30 protein-coding genes are annotated in these 16,374 nt (G+C 41.6%); 25 read left to right on the top strand and 5 right to left on the bottom strand.

The genetic code is table 11. The features are described from left to right. Window positions 1-18: 18 nt before the first annotated feature. Together MFF31_RS06520 and MFF31_RS06515 are read left to right on the top strand one after the other, a co-directional pair. A complete protein-coding gene (locus tag MFF31_RS06520; RefSeq protein ID WP_238187258.1) occupies window positions 19-696 on the top strand; it encodes a hypothetical protein in 678 nt (225 codons plus the stop codon). Between the two features lie 146 nt (window positions 697-842). Next, window positions 843-1,355, top strand: coding sequence for a hypothetical protein (locus MFF31_RS06515; protein ID WP_248565410.1), 513 nt, complete (start codon window positions 843-845; stop codon window positions 1,353-1,355). Window positions 1,356-1,583: 228 nt separating this feature from the next. Here MFF31_RS06515 and MFF31_RS06510 read toward each other — a convergent pair whose 3' ends face one another. Beyond that, window positions 1,584-1,820 carry a helix-turn-helix domain-containing protein gene (locus MFF31_RS06510; protein WP_248565409.1) on the bottom strand — a complete coding sequence of 79 codons (237 nt, stop codon included), beginning with the start codon at window positions 1,818-1,820 and terminating at the stop codon, window positions 1,584-1,586. Between the two features lie 132 nt (window positions 1,821-1,952). Between MFF31_RS06510 and MFF31_RS06505 the strand changes: the two genes are divergently transcribed. The 15 genes from MFF31_RS06505 (at window position 1,953) to MFF31_RS06435 (ending at window position 7,695) form a co-directional block, all read left to right on the top strand. After that, window positions 1,953-2,117 (top strand): hypothetical protein, encoded by a 165-nt coding sequence (locus tag MFF31_RS06505; RefSeq protein WP_238187255.1) that lies wholly within the window; start codon window positions 1,953-1,955, stop codon window positions 2,115-2,117. A 3-nt stretch (window positions 2,118-2,120) separates the two neighbouring features. Continuing rightward, the gene (locus tag MFF31_RS06500; protein WP_238187254.1) at window positions 2,121-2,993 is read left to right on the top strand and encodes a hypothetical protein; all 873 of its coding nucleotides are present in this window, start codon (window positions 2,121-2,123) and stop codon (window positions 2,991-2,993) included. A gap of 33 nt (window positions 2,994-3,026) precedes the next feature. Further along, complete coding sequence (locus MFF31_RS06495; RefSeq protein WP_238187253.1) at window positions 3,027-3,254, top strand: zinc-finger domain-containing protein; 228 nt, start codon at window positions 3,027-3,029, stop codon at window positions 3,252-3,254. Window positions 3,255-3,290: 36 nt separating this feature from the next. Continuing rightward, entirely contained in the window at window positions 3,291-3,449 is a 159-nt protein-coding gene (locus MFF31_RS06490; protein WP_238187252.1) for a hypothetical protein, read from the top strand. Next, window positions 3,442-3,864, top strand: a complete 423-nt coding sequence (locus tag MFF31_RS06485) for a YopX family protein (RefSeq protein WP_238187251.1) — start codon at window positions 3,442-3,444, stop codon at window positions 3,862-3,864. The genes MFF31_RS06490 and MFF31_RS06485 overlap by 8 nt, the downstream gene beginning before the upstream one ends. Continuing rightward, on the top strand, window positions 3,861-4,025 hold the full coding sequence (locus MFF31_RS06480) for a hypothetical protein (protein ID WP_238187250.1): 165 nt from the start codon (window positions 3,861-3,863) through the stop codon (window positions 4,023-4,025). The genes MFF31_RS06485 and MFF31_RS06480 overlap by 4 nt, the downstream gene beginning before the upstream one ends. A 53-nt stretch (window positions 4,026-4,078) precedes the next feature. Further along, entirely contained in the window at window positions 4,079-4,387 is a 309-nt protein-coding gene (locus MFF31_RS06475) for a RusA family crossover junction endodeoxyribonuclease (RefSeq protein WP_238187249.1), read from the top strand. After that, the gene (locus MFF31_RS06470; RefSeq protein WP_238187248.1) at window positions 4,384-4,524 is read left to right on the top strand and encodes a hypothetical protein; all 141 of its coding nucleotides are present in this window, start codon (window positions 4,384-4,386) and stop codon (window positions 4,522-4,524) included. The genes MFF31_RS06475 and MFF31_RS06470 overlap by 4 nt, the downstream gene beginning before the upstream one ends. 77 nt (window positions 4,525-4,601) lie before the next feature. After that, on the top strand, window positions 4,602-4,787 hold the full coding sequence (locus MFF31_RS06465; RefSeq protein ID WP_238187247.1) for a helix-turn-helix domain-containing protein: 186 nt from the start codon (window positions 4,602-4,604) through the stop codon (window positions 4,785-4,787). Between the two features lie 37 nt (window positions 4,788-4,824). Then, complete coding sequence (locus tag MFF31_RS06460; RefSeq protein WP_238187246.1) at window positions 4,825-4,998, top strand: hypothetical protein; 174 nt, start codon at window positions 4,825-4,827, stop codon at window positions 4,996-4,998. Between the two features lie 25 nt (window positions 4,999-5,023). Beyond that, the gene (locus MFF31_RS06455; RefSeq protein WP_238187245.1) at window positions 5,024-5,332 is read left to right on the top strand and encodes a hypothetical protein; all 309 of its coding nucleotides are present in this window, start codon (window positions 5,024-5,026) and stop codon (window positions 5,330-5,332) included. A gap of 29 nt (window positions 5,333-5,361) precedes the next feature. Continuing rightward, window positions 5,362-5,619, top strand: a complete 258-nt coding sequence (locus MFF31_RS06450) for a hypothetical protein (RefSeq protein ID WP_238187244.1) — start codon at window positions 5,362-5,364, stop codon at window positions 5,617-5,619. Between the two features lie 178 nt (window positions 5,620-5,797). Continuing rightward, window positions 5,798-6,793, top strand: coding sequence for a coiled-coil domain-containing protein (locus MFF31_RS06445; RefSeq protein ID WP_238187243.1), 996 nt, complete (start codon window positions 5,798-5,800; stop codon window positions 6,791-6,793). Next, window positions 6,793-7,200: a hypothetical protein gene (locus MFF31_RS06440; RefSeq protein ID WP_238187242.1), complete on the top strand. Its 408-nt coding sequence runs from the start codon at window positions 6,793-6,795 to the stop codon at window positions 7,198-7,200. The genes MFF31_RS06445 and MFF31_RS06440 overlap by 1 nt, the downstream gene beginning before the upstream one ends. Window positions 7,201-7,287: 87 nt before the next feature. Then, window positions 7,288-7,695 (top strand): sigma-70 RNA polymerase sigma factor region 4 domain-containing protein, encoded by a 408-nt coding sequence (locus tag MFF31_RS06435; protein ID WP_238187241.1) that lies wholly within the window; start codon window positions 7,288-7,290, stop codon window positions 7,693-7,695. A 154-nt stretch (window positions 7,696-7,849) separates the two neighbouring features. Here MFF31_RS06435 and MFF31_RS06430 read toward each other — a convergent pair whose 3' ends face one another. The 4 genes from MFF31_RS06430 to MFF31_RS06415 form a co-directional block, all read right to left on the bottom strand. Continuing rightward, window positions 7,850-8,719, bottom strand: coding sequence for a hypothetical protein (locus MFF31_RS06430; protein WP_238187240.1), 870 nt, complete (start codon window positions 8,717-8,719; stop codon window positions 7,850-7,852). Between the two features lie 79 nt (window positions 8,720-8,798). After that, complete coding sequence (locus tag MFF31_RS06425; RefSeq protein ID WP_238187239.1) at window positions 8,799-9,260, bottom strand: helix-turn-helix domain-containing protein; 462 nt, start codon at window positions 9,258-9,260, stop codon at window positions 8,799-8,801. Beyond that, window positions 9,260-9,544, bottom strand: a complete 285-nt coding sequence (locus MFF31_RS06420; protein WP_238187238.1) for a hypothetical protein — start codon at window positions 9,542-9,544, stop codon at window positions 9,260-9,262. The genes MFF31_RS06425 and MFF31_RS06420 overlap by 1 nt, the downstream gene beginning before the upstream one ends. Before the next feature lie 36 nt (window positions 9,545-9,580). Beyond that, window positions 9,581-9,757, bottom strand: coding sequence for a hypothetical protein (locus MFF31_RS06415; protein ID WP_238187237.1), 177 nt, complete (start codon window positions 9,755-9,757; stop codon window positions 9,581-9,583). Between the two features lie 240 nt (window positions 9,758-9,997). On the opposite strand from MFF31_RS06415, the gene MFF31_RS06410 reads away from it, so the two are divergent. From MFF31_RS06410 to MFF31_RS06375, 8 genes are all read left to right on the top strand, one after another. After that, window positions 9,998-10,291 (top strand): phage holin family protein, encoded by a 294-nt coding sequence (locus tag MFF31_RS06410; RefSeq protein WP_248565408.1) that lies wholly within the window; start codon window positions 9,998-10,000, stop codon window positions 10,289-10,291. A 10-nt stretch (window positions 10,292-10,301) separates the two neighbouring features. Beyond that, window positions 10,302-10,829 (top strand): transposase, encoded by a 528-nt coding sequence (locus MFF31_RS06405; RefSeq protein ID WP_238187235.1) that lies wholly within the window; start codon window positions 10,302-10,304, stop codon window positions 10,827-10,829. Further along, window positions 10,753-12,240 carry a terminase large subunit domain-containing protein gene (locus MFF31_RS06400; RefSeq protein ID WP_238187234.1) on the top strand — a complete coding sequence of 496 codons (1,488 nt, stop codon included), beginning with the start codon at window positions 10,753-10,755 and terminating at the stop codon, window positions 12,238-12,240. Before MFF31_RS06405 ends, MFF31_RS06400 begins: the two co-directional genes overlap by 77 nt. Window positions 12,241-12,251: 11 nt before the next feature. After that, window positions 12,252-13,949 (top strand): portal protein, encoded by a 1,698-nt coding sequence (locus MFF31_RS06395; protein ID WP_238187233.1) that lies wholly within the window; start codon window positions 12,252-12,254, stop codon window positions 13,947-13,949. Between the two features lie 15 nt (window positions 13,950-13,964). Continuing rightward, on the top strand, window positions 13,965-14,168 hold the full coding sequence (locus MFF31_RS06390) for an Acb2/Tad1 domain-containing protein (RefSeq protein ID WP_238187232.1): 204 nt from the start codon (window positions 13,965-13,967) through the stop codon (window positions 14,166-14,168). An 80-nt stretch (window positions 14,169-14,248) separates the two neighbouring features. Next, window positions 14,249-15,037, top strand: a complete 789-nt coding sequence (locus MFF31_RS06385) for a hypothetical protein (protein WP_238187231.1) — start codon at window positions 14,249-14,251, stop codon at window positions 15,035-15,037. A 13-nt stretch (window positions 15,038-15,050) separates the two neighbouring features. Continuing rightward, window positions 15,051-15,986, top strand: coding sequence for a N4-gp56 family major capsid protein (locus tag MFF31_RS06380; protein ID WP_238187230.1), 936 nt, complete (start codon window positions 15,051-15,053; stop codon window positions 15,984-15,986). 64 nt (window positions 15,987-16,050) lie between these two features. Beyond that, window positions 16,051-16,323, top strand: a complete 273-nt coding sequence (locus MFF31_RS06375) for a hypothetical protein (protein WP_238187229.1) — start codon at window positions 16,051-16,053, stop codon at window positions 16,321-16,323. The last annotated feature ends 51 nt before the right edge of the window (window positions 16,324-16,374 follow it).

Below are 16,374 nucleotides of genomic sequence, written 5' to 3'. Positions count from 1 at the left end.
TGAAAAGAGGAAAAGGACATGGACTTGAATTTAATTGTTAACGATACATTGTCAACGTTAAAGTCTGAGGGGTACGTGGAAAATATCGTAAAGAAGCAACTGGAGGACACAATTAAAGATGTTGTACATGATGCGTTACGTAGTTATTCAGTTTTTGGTAAGCAGCTAAAGAAAGAAATTGAAAGCAATCTTGCGATTAACCTCGAAAAACTAGACATTCCATCTTATAACCAAGTAATTCTAAATATGATTCAAGAAGAAATAAATCAATCAATTTACAAGGAAGGCATGGAAACTATCAAAGAACAAGTACAAGAATTATTAGGAACTAGCAAGGTTGAATACAAATTATCTGAGCTAATTAAAGAAATGGTTAAGGATGATTTGGAACTAAATGAATTAGGTTACGATGAAGTTTCAGAAATTACTGTAATTGTAGAAGAAAAATACGGAAACACCTACATTTATTTAGATCCAGAGGAAGATAAGAGCTGGCATTATTGCAAATACATGATTTCACTCGAAAAAGATGGCACTGTTTGGAGAGCTGAAACAGGCGGCAAGAAGCATGATAATCGCACGATTATGGGCGGAATGTATGGACTTGATGCAACAATCTTCAAGATGTGGACTCATAAGGCAAAGTTGGTTATTGATGATTACGAAACAGAGTTCTCTAACCCTGATTACAATTAATACACATTTCGAAGACAAATCAAGCAGAAGGAGGTAGTTAGGGTATGACACAATACACCCGTGAGCAGATACACCCCTTATTGGCGGTGTTGGGGCTATGAAACTACTAAAGCGTCTATGGTGCAAATGGTTCGATCATAAATGGATTGTTTATCACGCAGGATGCACATACAGCGATCCAGTTGGTGAAATGGCAGGATACTGTAGCAGATGTCATTTCGATACTCATGGAGAGTATTAAAGGGAGGAAGAGCATGTCGACAGATAGAGAGCAGAAGATAGCAGATATACGGAAAGCATACGCTGAGGAAACCAAATGGGCAGGAGATCCTGACGATGTTTTGTACCTCCTCACTGAACTAGACCTCCTACAGCAAGAAAACACTAATCTACGTATGGGAACCAATGTGACGGTTGAGGATGTAATCGGTGCTATTGAAGAGACCATGAAACCTAGCCGCAAACAGTTGGAGGAAGAGAGAGATAGATTGATAGAGGGGTTACAGTGGTATGCCACACTAAAGGTTTATGAACAAGAAAAAGTGCCGTTTGATGAAGAAAACCAACTCGACTACTACTATGATAAACCGGAAGTTTTAGAAGATGAGGGCGCTAAAGCTCGTACCATCCTAAAGGAGCTAGGCTATGAAACTACTTAGGAACATAGATGGAGCAAAGTGGATGCTTAAACGGCTATTCTGCTGCCATAAGTGGGAACGAGTAACAATGTATGCGGTGGTTAGATGCCCAAAATGCGGTAAGCACGATACATTCTGCCCATGGTAAAGGAGGTACAGAGATGGACAAGTCCCTCAAATACCTAAAGTATGCAATATGGGTTTGGGCAGGATCGGTAATTCTCTTTTGTGTGATGAGTGTTACAGTAATTATTCGTTACTTTTAGCATCCGGCACAAACTCCAGCAGCTCGCCTACTGTACAGCCAAAATAGGAGCAGAGACGATTAATCGTTTCAGTTTCAACAGCTTTGAATTTGTCGTTATACAAGTTTGATAGAGACTTTCTAGTAATATTCGTTTCATTGTGGAGCTGCAAGATACTCTTAATCTTGCGCTCCCCCATCAATATATGAAGTCTACTCTTTATCATAATCTCACCGTTCATTCGTTTTAATAGACAGTATACCCACTAGATGCCAATATGAGAACTTTTATACTCAAAATTGGCATTACCTTATTGCAATATAGTAACTATGTTGATACAATGAAATTACAAAACTGATACGAGGTGGTAGCAATGAGAATTAGAAAGGAACCGTGCAGAACATTTCCGCTACGAGTTGGAGATATAGTGCACGATCAGATTAACGAAACATTACTTAGATCGGTTCTGAAATCTAAGCACCAATGGATTGAGAAGGCCATTTTGGAGAAGCTTGAGCGTGATAATAAGGCGGTGTAGCTTGTGGCTAGAAAAAGAATGATAGATCCTAGTTTTTGGACGGACGAGAAGGTCGGAGAGATCGAACCAAGAGCTAGATTGCTATTTATGGGACTGATTTCTCAGTCAGATGATGATGGTAGACTGAGTGGTCACCCAGCTTTGATAAGGTCACATATTTTTCCTTACGACTACGACATTATGGTGGACGACGTGGCTAAATGGATTGATCAACTGGACCATAAACAAATGATTCGTAAATATGAAGTTGGTTCGCAAAAATTCATTCTCATTAATAACTTTAAGAAGCATCAAACCATTAACAGACCGCAGCCTAGCAAGCTTCCTGCGCCATTAAATGATAGTGGTGTGAGTGATCACGGCACATTCACTGATGATTCACTGAACGATCACGCCCAAAAGAAGTTAAAGGAAGGTAATTTAAAAGAAGAAGAAGATAAAGTAAAGGAAGGGAATAGCCCCCCCCCTGTTGATCTCGAATCTATTAAAACTTTTCTTCACAATCTAGTAAACCAAAGCAAAATAGGAAAATATAATTTATTCGATTTAGAGGAAATTTACTCATACATCGGAGTTGTGGATGTCGAAGTGATTGAAGCCGCAATAAAGAAAGGTGCAGGAAAAGAATCGATCAGATATGCAATCAATACGCTGAAAGGACTTATCACTGAAGGCGTTACAAAGAAAGAACATTTATTTCCAAAACCCGAAGTTGGACAAGCGCCAAACAATGTATCTAGTTTCAGCAGAAGTAGAGGTAAGCCTAATATACCAATTGTGACAGACTCACCTTCTCAGACAGTTACAGCAGAAGAACTTGAGGAATTGAGAATATTGGCTAGAAAACTAGACGGTAGACCTACAGGAACTGAATAGTCGGAAGATTGAGATAAATAAGGAGGTAGCAGCGTGAGTACACGCAGCCAAACATTAAAGAAAATAGGTAATCTGTTGGACAACAAATGTGGAAACTGTCCAAAGAAAGAAGAACTGAACAAGCTACACGGCAGTGCATTCGCCCGAATAGATAGTTTCTGCAATCGAGAATGTAAGGTAGGGTCACAGTTACAGGAGCTTGGAAAGAGATTGGTAGTGGGACAAAGGCAATATATTGATGAAGTGGATGAGGCAGTGTAGCGGATACGCAAAAACAATCCCGAAAGGATGATAACCATGAAATCAAACAAACCAAGTGTAAGCGGAGATAACAGAAAAATCATTCATGTGGAATTTGTAAGGCCGAAGCAATCCATAAAATCACCAGAGGTTAGACAACGAGAGAAAGAATCATATAGGAGCTACAACATATATGGAGGTGACGATATTGCCTAGGGAAATCAAGTTTAGAGCGTGGGATAAGTGGAATAAACGTATGAAACATGATCCACATGAAGGCGACTTTATAAAATGGCATGCACCGAGCAATTGGAAAGAGTGTTATGAGGTCATGCAATACACAGGACTAAAGGATCGCAATGGTAAGGAGATATACGATGGCGACATCTGTGAATTTGTAATATTACAAGTACAGAAAGAACTAAAGCCAATCGAGTCATTACTAGTAGTCATTGAGTGGAAGAATGCAAGTTGGGGGTTTAGGCATCTATATCCTGATTTGGTTCATGAAGATGATCGAGAGTGGTCTTCTTTTATTCAGAGTTATGGAGAAATGTGGGATAGTGACTATTTTGAGATTGTCGGCAACATCCACGAACACCCTCATCTCCTAAAGGGGGAAGAAACATGACCCATTGTGTAACAGCCAACGAAGGATATCTAAGCGGCTCTATGCGTAAGGGTGAAGCAAGAAATTACCGCAGAAGTTTGACGGTGCTTGGCAACTACAACGTCAAAGTGGTAGCCGAACAATCACCAACAGCAAAACGGTTGCGGAGGCGATGGATGTAATGCAGCAGCTAAAAATAGTTGGCATACCTCCCACACTCAACGAGATTCGCAGGATGCACCACTTTGAGCAAGCCCAGCACAAAAAGCGGTGGGAACAACTGGTGCTGATCGAGGTCAAGGTGCAGAAGCTTCAGCCTGTCAGTGTCCCGGTCATCGTGACTTATCGATTCCACTTCAAGGATGCACGACGGCGAGATCCGGACGGATATGCATACAGCGCAAAAGCTATACAAGATGGACTCGTTAAGAGCGGCATATTGCAGGATGATAACTTTCGTTTTGTGAAGGAACTGCGGATAGCGGAAGGCGAGAGAAAGAAGACAGCAGGAATCACTATTGAAATAGAGGAGTGTGTCGCATGAATCCACTAGAGAAACTAGAAGATACTCTAAGACGGCAGAAAAAGAAAGGCATAGCGGTCATATCAAATGATTATGTACTAGGAAAGTTGAAGGAGCATAGGAAAATCGAATACAAGGATTCTGAGAGGCTTGTATAGACGTTCTGGATGACGAATAGGGTAAATACAGCGGACTAATCTACAAACGCTGTGTGAGGCGATAGAGAGGTTTAGAGATGTATGTCCCATGGGATATGTGGATTAAGGCAAATCGTAAGCATAGAGGACTAACACAACATGATTTGGCATATGAGTTAGGGGCAAGTCAACGAGCGGTAATAAACTGGGAAAACGGCATAACCACACCTAAGAAGATGTATCAAGAGAGAATTAATGGACTTTTTGGGGATTATCCAAGGTAACAAAATGAATATCAAATTAACATAAGGAGGAAACCATATGTTTTATGTGATTCAAAATGGTGGAGAAGATGGTGACGTATTTATAGCTATTGCGCTTAATGGCAAGAGACCGGATAGACATATAGCACGTTCCAAAAATACTGGGTTTAAAATACTTAAAGTTTTTGACGCCGAAGAAGATGCGGTTAAATTTTGTGATGAACTTGAATGAATATTGAGGAACATGGAGGTATTAAATGAACTTATTGCAAAATATTTATCTTCTTCGTATAGAGCGGTCACTTGGCTTCAGGTTACATGATTGGCAAAAACATTATCTTCTGACTGGAGAGTTAAATTCGCCAAATGGGAGAGCCACAGGCAAGACTGCCATCTACTGTGTAAAGCTGGCATTAAGTAAAGAAGAGTTTAAACTACGAGATTTGGAAAAGTTTCGAGACGAGGATCATGGATTGAATTATTCTCGCTGGTTCAGGAACACGTTCTTAAAAATTAGAGATCAGCTCAAGGCAAATGGATTTAAAGTTTGCGAGATTGTCCAGTGAATAAAACGTTACATGGGAGAGTGAAGTAAATGACAATCGCCTATAGTATTTTCAAAGTAAATGAGGACTACATCTTAGCTGAAACAGAAAATCAGGCTGTAAGATTTCATTTGGAGTCACAAGGGATTTTAGCAACTAGCGAAGAGATTGATGTAGCAGTTGTTCCGTTTGACCGAAGTGGAAGATTTGAGAGGATGGACGGTCATGGTTATGACGAGGTGACCTTTGGGGAGTTACTTAAAGGGTTCGTTTATACAGTTCCACAATTGCTTTGTTGGAACGATTAACACTGAATATTGAATTACATTAGTAAAAAAACGATAGAGAAAGAGGTGGAAATATAATGGTTCGTGAACCACCTGAAATATCGAAAAAAACTCAGTAATATCAAGGGTTTTCACTGGTTTTATAGCCCGAAAAATGGTACAATAACGATAACAAAATAATGATATTCGGAGGGTTAATATGAGACAAAAAGAGCAGCTGCAAATTGAGATTGAAACGTTGACAGCGACGAAAGAAGATCTAGGTCAAAGACTAGAAACGGCAAACGAAACAACAACATGGTACAAGATAAATAATGAACTATTGAGTGTAACGGAGCAGCTAAGAATCAAGCGAGAAGAACTTGAGAAGATAGAGAGCGCAGCCGGAACAGCGATTGAAGCAATAACAAGCGAGTTGGAAGCAATTAATATCGGTGGTGAAATATTATCATTGACAGATTTTTGCCAAACAGAAGAACATGCGCAATTACTTTCATTATGGTTGAAGACGAGAGATGTACAGAAGGCAGAAGCACAAGCAGTTCTTGAAGCAAGTTATCAATCAGAGATAGCGGCACAAAAAGCAGCAATATTGGAACTAGAGGTACATCGGAAAGAGTCAATTCATTTGAGCGAACTATTAGCAGATATGACAGCACGTAGAGATGCGGCAGGTGAAGAATTGCTTCATGCAAATGAGGAAATTGCTCGTTTAACGAAAGACAATGAATCGCTAAGAAAGCAATTTGAGACAAAGCCAACAACAAATACGCCCCAAATTGATGCTGCTGAGATAATTCGGAAAATTCAGGCAGCTAAGCCCGGTATCTATAACAAACGTTGGAAAATTAGTGAACGTGGCTTAGAGGACAGACGATACTTCACAGCTAACCTATCCGAAACAGGAGAAGAGTTACATATCCCGATTCTTGATATCGGTAAGTACCGAGAGGAAACAGCCGATGAAGCAGCACGATTTCGTGCGGAGATGGCGCAAAAGGAAATGGAGAAACTTGTTCAAGAGACTATTGATCATGTAGAAGCTCCCCCCTTACCGGAAACGGATGCCCAATTATCAACCGAGTCCTCTGATAGAGAAGTGGATGAGGAAAAAGTTGGACGAGCTGAATTTGAAAAGCTCGTAGAGAGAGTCGTAACACTTGAAAAGCAAGCGGTAATGAGAGGTGCAGCATAATGGGACAGGTATATAACGGAGAAATGAACGGGGAGCAGTTGTTGAACTTAGCAGTTCAAAAAATCGCACAAGAGCAAAATGAGGAATTATTGCAAAATTTGCGTAGATTAGTAGAAGATCAGGATCAAACAGGAACATCTGAATCAGAAGAGTACATGAGAGGTTTGTACAACGGAACGGAATATATGATTGCAATGATTGAGGGAAGAGAACCAGTGTACAAGGAATCACCTTTAACAGAGGAAAGATGGACAGCAGCAGTAAATAACGCAAATTTCATGTTAAAAGAGTACCAAAATATACCGACGGGAACATTTGGAGCAATCACTATCGCACAAACGATATCACGATATGAAAACGGTGAAAGAACAAAGGAATTGTTAGATGATTTAGAGGCAATTGAGTAGAACATAGCACCACCAAAAAGGGGAACCATGCGATAAAAAGCGGGTTCCCTTTGAATTACCTAAAACAACCATTAGGGGGAATCCAGCATGAACCACGATAAAGTAATACAACTACTCAAGGACTATAGATGCTACAAGTATGCTGCTAACAATGCAAAGGGTCAGCTTAATAGTGGATTTACAATACCTGTTGTCATATCAGAGCGCAGACTAAACCCTGACTTATGGGATGGGACGAGGTATACAAGGATACTGGCGATACTAGATGGAGCAATAAATGACGTATTGAGTGACGATCAGAGGACAGTTATTATGCGTAAGTACATCGAGCGAAACACACTTAGCCTTAATGAGATTGCAGACATCAGTAAAAGGGACCGGACTACTGTAGGACGGTGGCATAAAGAGGCTATAAGGAAATTAGCAATAGCGATGCAACCAATATCTCTCGATGAGATGGAGATAACGAATTTTGATCATATGTGGACTGCATAAACAACAAGCCCGCAAACCATTAAAGGTCTGCGGGCTTTTTTTGTTTTGTTGACAAGTGAATCCAAGTAGCATATATTTTAATTGTTGTTGTCAGGGGCTATACGCCCCCGTTGATTGAAACATCTGATTCAGTTCAGACATAAGCCCTAGCGGACTAGCCTCCGTTGGGGCTTATGTTGTTATTTTGATCCTGGGGTTCCTTGCAAACTCCATGAAAAGTATTCGAGTTATCTCGCCTTCCTCCCCCTATTTTGACTGGGGAAAAACTTGATGTTCCACTGGATGGGTTTTCTTTTATGACAAGAACTGATTTTTCATGAGTTTGGAGAATGAACTCATTTTCCTTTTCAAAAATGCTTTTTTTGGCAAGGAGTATCATGTCTAAGGACATGTATTCGAGATTGGAAAAAATCTCTGCCCCCATTACCAACTCACCTTTTTTAATACGTTCTTCTATTGTTTTCCAGTTGTAGAAACTGGAAAGTTCTCTGTTATTCATGCGCTGTGGCAAACTGAACAATAACATCCTATTTGCTTTGGAGCTGAAATCCTCCCAAAACCACCTAGGAATAACAAGCCAACATTGGTCTATAACTTCAGCAATCTTTCTTATCTCTTCCATCCATTCAGGGTTATAGTTTATGCTCTCAAAAAATAGCATAAACTCCTTTTGAATCTGTTGTATGTCAATTAGGTCAAATGATATAAAACCATCATTTGATCCTTTGCCTTTATGCCCCTCTACTTTCCAGATAGTTCCATCTGCCATCTGGATGTACTCAATTCCTGTGTAGCTTTCCACCAAACCATAGTGAAAAGTTTCGAAACTGATATCTCTTATTCCACATAAGAGCGCAAGTTCTTTGCATGGTGACTCTTGTAGTGACAGTTCTCTGATGCGAGATAGAACAGAAATTACTTGATCTATTTTTTCTGTGCCCACAACCTTGACAGGGTTATACTTATAAGTCGCAGTATAATCACCGTTGGCATACTTAAAATATGTGTCTATAACATTTTTCATTTTATTATTCTCCTTTTATACTGCCTCCCATAAGGTGAGGTCTTACGTTTATTTTGTTTAGTTAGGTCTGGACGAGAGTCTAGTCATTTTTAGTTTTAGGATTCGGATGATTTTTATCTATAATCCAAGTCTTTCCCTTTTTTATGGCAATTACTTTGCCCTCAGAACACATGTTTTTAACTGTTCCTGGGTTGGTGTAGCCCCACATCTCAGCAGCTTCCTCCGCACTCATAATATTGTTGAGGATGTGCTGTTGGGAATAGTAGGACTGCAAGTAAGATCTGCTTAGGGGTTCGTTCGTAAATTCCGAAACATCTAAGTCAGCAATTATCTCACCGAACATATCTAAAAGTGCAAGTTCATCTGCTCCGAATTTATGAGCATGTTCCATTAATTCGGTATGTATCCTTTCTAGCGTTCTTGCGGGCTTTCTGGACATGTCAGTTAGATGCTTTCCTGAGATTTTGTTTTCGCCACCGATTTTGTTACCAAGAACGTTGGCAATTGCTATCAGTCTTCCGAATTTTTGAGTACGATCCATTATGCAGCTGCTCCTTTAATAATGATTTTACGGGTAGTGCTAGAGAGTACTGGATTACCTTTGGAGTATTCGATGTCACAGCATTTGTTGTTTTCGTCATAGATCATAATTTCACCGCCAGTCGATTCAGCAAGTGTATAGCCAGTAGGTAGTTCAAAATCATTACCGTTATCACATTCAACAAAACCATAATTACCACAGTATTCAAGTGCAAAACCGTTTTTAGTGTCCCAAGCGTCTACCGCCTGTAAGTTTGTCCATTTGAAAAGAATAATCGATTCCATTCCTAATCTCCCCTATCACCATTTTTTTTTGATTATTTAGTAGCAAGCGTCGATTGCCTTGAAAGCAGCATCATTTATCGTTTTTGCACTTCCGTTATTTAGATACTCCAATGCTTCATTAGTAAGCTCTTCAATGTGCACAATTACCCATTGTGCTGATAGTGTCAAACGAAGCAATTCTTTCTTAATCTCATTTTTTGTTTTTGTATTCATCCAGTATCATCCTCTCGTAAAGTGCGTTATCGCATCTCTTGTTAATAATATAACATGTGCGATATCGCATGTCAACATATTAAATGCATCATTTTTGCACACAAATGCAACCATTGACCTGTTATAATCTTAGTATAGGGAACTTGCGAATGGGCGAACGATAGATGATCAGTCTTCGTCCACGCCGTTTCCTCAATACGGTGAATAGTATCTGAAAGCTCAACACGAACGGTTAGTAGGATGCATCACATATATGCAGAGAGGGAGCCTAGCGGCTTCCTTTTTGTTTTGGGAGATGAAGATATGAATGAATGGGCTGCACTAGGAATTGTAATAGCGATTTGTATGGTGTTGATATATGTAATTAGGAGTAATGAGGAAGAACGTAGAGATATGTTAGATCGGTTAATGAGTAGAAATTTAGAAGAGTACAAAGAGTTGACAGAACCGCAAGTGATCCATAGCGAACCTGTTGCGTTAACGGATGAGGAAGAATGGAAAAGAGAAATAGAAAGTATGAAGTCGGGAGCATAGGGGTGAGAAGATGGCAGTAGGAAAATATGATACGCATGTTAAGCCCAAGCTACTGCTTATAGAGGCATGGGCGAGAGATGGTTTAACGGATGAAATGATATGCGAAAATTTAGGAATTTCGGTAGCTAGTTTTCACAATTACAAGCGTGATCACGTAGAGTTTTTAGAAGCCCTTAAAAAGGGGAAAGAAATTATCGACGTAATGGTCGAAAACGCACTATTGAAAGCTGCATTAGGATATGAGTTTGAAGAAGTAACAACAGAATATACAAATCTAGCTTCAGGGGAAAATGTTATTCCCGTAGAGGTGACTAAGAAGGTTGCGAAACATGCAGCACCAAACACAACAGCCTTAATCTTTTGGTTAAAGAATCGTCGACCGACTGCATGGCGAGATAAACAAGAAATTGATCATAGCGGCAAGTTGGGGCTAGATGTTGATATAGAGAGGATGAACGACAATGAAATCCTCGATGGAATTAAGGAGTCATTACAAGCAATTAACGCTTTATCGGCAAGAATTGGAACGCAGGCTTAAAGAAGAGGGTATTCGCTATTACAGACCTCACCAAAAGCAACAGGATTTTCATAGATCAACTTTACGTAACCGCTGGGTATTTGGAGGTAACCGAACAGGAAAGACTGTATCGGGCGGTGCAGAGGCTGTTTGGTACGCTACTGGAAATCATCCACACAAGAAGATAAAGACTCCTAACCGTGGATGGGTTGTATCGCTAACTAATGAGGTACAACGTGATGTTGCTCAGCGTGAAGTATTACGGTGGCTGCCTAAGAATATGATCGCCGATGTTCAGATGCGTAAAGGAACGAAAGACAGCTTGGAAACGGGAATCATCGACTTTATCCAGCTTACAAATGGCTCATTGATCGGCTTTAAGTCATGCGATCAAGGGCGAGCAAAGTTTCAAGGAACATCGCAACACTGGATATGGTTTGACGAGGAACCACCCGAAGATGTGTACTCAGAATGTAAAATGCGGGTGCTCGATACTGTCGGCGACATGTGGGGTACGATGACACCGCTACAAGGTCTGACATGGGTGTACGATGTGATCTATATGAACGAGCCGCAGGATAAAGAGGTTAAATACTGGCTCATACAATGGGCTGACAATCCTCACTTGTCGAGAGAAGCCATAGCACAACTCGAATCAACTATGAGTGACGAGGAGAGAGAAGCCCGTCAGTACGGTAAGTTTGTGGCTATGTCGGGACTTGTGTACAAAGAGTTTGTTGAGGACATTCACGTTATAGACCCATTCGATGTACCGAGAAGTTGGTATGACAATATCAGTATTGACCCGGGACTAGATGCGCCGTTATCAGCTCATTTCTATGCAGTAGATGGCGACAATAACATATATGTGATCGAGGAGCATTACCAGTCGGGACAATCAGTTGAGTGGCATGCAGAACAACTTCATGCTATTGCAAATCGTCTAGGATGGCCTAAGCGTAATGGTGTGCTAGACGCACTGATAGATAGTGCAGCTAATCAGCGCACACTAGCGGCAGAGAGGACTGTAACGGAGTTGTTTTATGAGCACGATGTTTTAGCGGATACAGGAGTTGAAAAGGACATATGGACTGGTTTACAACGTGTCAAGCAATACCTAAAGCTTCGGGATAATCCACAGGTCGATGTATGGCCGAGAGGAAAACCGAAGCTTTTTATATTCCGTAATTGTGTACAGATGATACGAGAGATCAAGTCGTATCGTTGGAAGCCAGATGAAGACAAGCCAATTAAGAAGAACGACCATGCGATGGATGATCTTAAGTATTACATCATGAGTCGTCCAGATATTGTGCTTGGTGGACCAGTAGAGCAGAATGCTATGAGTCACACGAAGCAGCTTAAACAAGAACATTTGCCTTATGCATTACGAGATAACGATACAGATGACTATGACTGGCATGATCTATAGGGGGTGAGAGCTTGGCGAAAGAAACTGTAAAAGAGCATGAAGAATATAGTCAAATTATCAACGAGTATCGTTCGTCGATGTCAGCCATGAAACAGTATCATGCTGATTGGAAAGAATATGACGATTATTACATCGCAGAGCAGTGGTCATCGCAGCGTGCGAGCTGGCGTCCTGACCCAGTGGTCAATTACATTTCGTATATCGTTGACCAAAAGAAACCGCAGCTCACAAACAATCGTCCTACGGGAATCATCCTTCCTACATCTGCTGGAGATGAGGACGCTACTAAGCTATTTACACAAGTTACTGATGTAATTGCAGATCGTGTGGATATGGATAGCGTAGTGGATGAAGTTGTGCAGACAGGATTGTTGCTGGATGTGGCTTGGTTTTACGTCTACTGGGATAACTCCTTATCAGGCGGATCGGCTGCAAGGAAAAACATATGGAAGGGTGATGTGGTTGTTGAATCGGTCGATCCAGCTAACATGTACTATGATCCACAAGCCGTCGATATAGACGATGCCCGTTGGGTGATATACGCCGTCCCCAAGACGGTACAGTGGGTGAAGGAAAAGTACGGTGTAGTCGTAGAACCTGACAGCGTACAAAGCTTTGAGACGGAGATATATGATCGACCAGGAGTAGAGCAAGGAAAGGACAGAGTCATGCTGTATGCCCGATGGTCGAGAGTAAACGGTAAGCTCAATGTTTCCTATGCAGCTGGCGGTAAGATCCTCGATAAGATTGAGGACGTTTATGCTCATGGTCGTTATCCATTCATACCGTTTGTCAGCAAGCGCCGCCGCAAATCGATAATCGGGATCGGAGAGCCACGGAATATCATCAATAATCAGAAGCTCCTTAACAAGCTCATCGAGATGCCGACAACTAATGCAATGCTTACAGCTAACCCGATTGCATTGATTGACCGAAAATCCGGCATTGATAAAGATAAGTGGGTAGCTAAACCGGGGATGGTTTGGTATACGGTGGGTGATCCTAGGAAAGCGGCGTACTGGATGGAACCGCCACGGATGTCTAATGATGTGTACAAGTTGACTGATATGTTAACTGGGTACATTGAGAAGATCGGCGGCGTATACGATGCGCTAACGGGTGATACCCCAACAGGTGTAACAGCTGCTTCTGCTATTCAAATGTTGCAGGAACAGGGCAGCATTCCAATCAAGGGGATAGCACGAAACCTGTATAGCTCAGTTAAAGAGGTGTACAAGCAGATGATCGAGTTGGTTAAGGAGTTTTACACTGAGACTCGCTACATCCGTATTACGGGTGAGGAGGGCGGAACTGAGTTTGTTGAGTTTCAAGGTGCAAAATACGCTGACGTTGATTTTGACGTTAAGGTTTCCGCTGGACCATCTACTCCAATGAGTAGGGCGTATATTACTCAGCTTGCTGATGATCTGTTTAACAAGCAGTTATTACTAGGATCTGAGTACGTGGACATGGCAGATGGTTTGCCGAACAAAGAACGGATCGTTGCAAGGTTGAGAGAGATGGAAAGGCAACCACCACCACCACAACCAACTACGAACGCAACGGCAGCACCACAGCCAATGCCGACAGTTGATGACATATATGCACAAGCACCACCCCAACTACAGCAAGAAATTGATTTAATGCGTGAGCAGGGTATGCCAGATGAGCAGATCATGCAAACGCTGATGCAGCTATTAAAACAATAATAGGAGGCTATTTTTATGAACCCAACAATTGAAAATAACTTTAGTTACCACGCACCAAAAGAGGGGCAACTCGCAAAGTATGAGGCTATCCAAGATAAAGCAAAAGAGCTTGCCTATTTGATTGATGCCGAGGTTCCGAAGAGTCGTGAGCAATCGGTTGCGCTAACGAATTTGGAGCAAGCTGTATTTTGGGCAAACGCAGGAATATCAAGAAACTAACTTGCCCTTTGTAGAGCAACAGGGGCAAGAATCTACGGCGTTGATGGTGGAGTTGCGCCGACCACCGAGGAGGATTTCATATGTCATTCAAATGGTTAAGCCCCCTGCTAAATGCAGATGGGGATATTGGTGCGTCATCAGATTTAGGAGATTCGGAAACGTCAAGCGTTGAGACAGATGTAGAAACATCGGATACAGGGATTGACCCTGAATCAGTTACCGAAGAAAACACTCCTGATGTATCGCAACAGGCTTCATTCGCTTCTCGATTGAAACAAGAGAGTGAAAAGATCGAACAGCAATACCAGCCGCACAAACAACGTTCTGAGCGATTCGAGCAATTAGCAAAAGCCGAGGGATTTTCAAATGTTGATGATTACTTTGATGATCTGGATAGACAAGCAAAGGAACGTAAAGCGGAAGAAGAAGCTTATCGGTTAGGCTTAGACCCCGAAACGTACAATCAGCACTTTGCACCTGTTAAAAACGAGCTATCACAGACTAAGCAGGAGCTAGCACGTTTACAACAATCGGATATTGAACGTCAGATCAAAGCTGATTATGAAAGATTGTCTGCACAATATCCAGATTTCAAAGATCATGAAGATGCAGTTTGGGCAATGGCGACTGAAAGACGATTACCACTTGAAGATGCTTACAAGCTCGTATCTTATGACTCTCGTATTGCGGCAGCTAGACAAGAGACTGAACAACAAGTTCTTGCGAACATTACTAGTCGAGATCAAAAGCAAGTCCTCTCTGGTAAAGATCAGGGAGCAAATACAGCGATCGACCCAAGCAACATGAGCTTATCGGATATTGCTTCGATATCAGCACGTGTTCAGCGTGGCGAGCGCATAACATTTTAAGGAGTGATTATTAATGCCACCAGTTCAAGTAACCACACAGGCGAGTCTTTCGCCAACAATGCAGACGTACTACGATAAAAAACTATTAGCAAGATTGCTACCATCATTGTTTCATCTTAAATGGGCGCAGAAACGTCCGATATCCAAGAATGGCGGTAAAACAATCAACTTTAGACGTTTTTCGCCGCTCGCTCATGCAACAACTCCTTTAGTAGAGGGTGTGACACCAGCGGGAAAAAATTTAACTATTACTGAAACAGAAGCGACAGTAGCTCAATATGGTGATTATGTAGAAATATCTGATTTACTGGACATGACAGCAATTGATCCAGTGTTGGATGAGACAGCGGATCTACTTGGTGAGCAGTCAGCAGAAACGTTAGATGTTGTAGCTAGAGAAGTTCTTGCAGCTGGTACGACAGTGCAATACGCCAATGGAAAGACTGCTCGTAACACGATAACCTCAACGGATGTGCTAACCGTTTTAGAGGTGCGAAAAGCGGTTCGAACCTTAAAGCGGAATAATGCTAAGACATTTGATGGACGCCACTATATGTCAATTGTGGAGCCTGGTACAACGTTTGATCTCCAATCTGACCCTAAATGGGAAGAAGCGACAAAATACGGTAAGCCTGAACAACTATTTGATGGTGAAATTGGTCGGATTTATGGTGTTCGCTTTGTTGAAACCTCCCTAGCTAAAGTGTTTTCGGGTGCAGGAGCGACAGGTGCTAACGTAGCAGCGACACTTATCTTCGGTAAAGACTCTTATGGAATGGTAGATATTGAGTCGAGTGGAACGGTTAAAAATATCATCAAGCCACACGGTAGTGGTGGAACCAGTGATCCACTTAATCAACGTGCAACAAGTGGTTGGAAAGCTGCATTTGTTACTAAGATCATCGAGCAGTTAGCGATGGTTCGTATCGAGCATGGTATGACAGGCTAGTATCAATTTATCAAAGGGAGCAGATCCAAGTGGTCTGCTCTTTTAATTTGAGGAGGAATAGAAAATGACAAAGGCAATAGCATCTGACACTTCTTTGGATAAAGAAGTACTTACAATCGGAGATATCCTTGCTAAGCAAGACAAAGTTAAGGTGAAGCTATACTTGCCCCCAGAGGCACGACAGAAGCTAGAAGCACTGGAGAGTGCTGGCAAGGATGTATTGTGGCCATGTGAAACAGTGAGTATTAACGGTTACACATATCAGATTCAACTTGGAAAAGAGGTTGAAGTGCCTGAGAGTGTCGCTGAGGTATTACGCCACGCAAACATGATCTAAACACTGAGGGGCGTACGATCGCCCTTCTTTTAGTAACGGAAGGAGGGCGAC

This window comes from Paenibacillus sp. L3-i20, from assembly GCF_022180385.2.
Classification (GTDB): Bacteria; Bacillota; Bacilli; order Paenibacillales; family Paenibacillaceae; genus Pristimantibacillus.
Note: the sequence above shows the minus strand (reverse complement) of the source record. Positions and strands in the feature narration are given on the sequence as shown.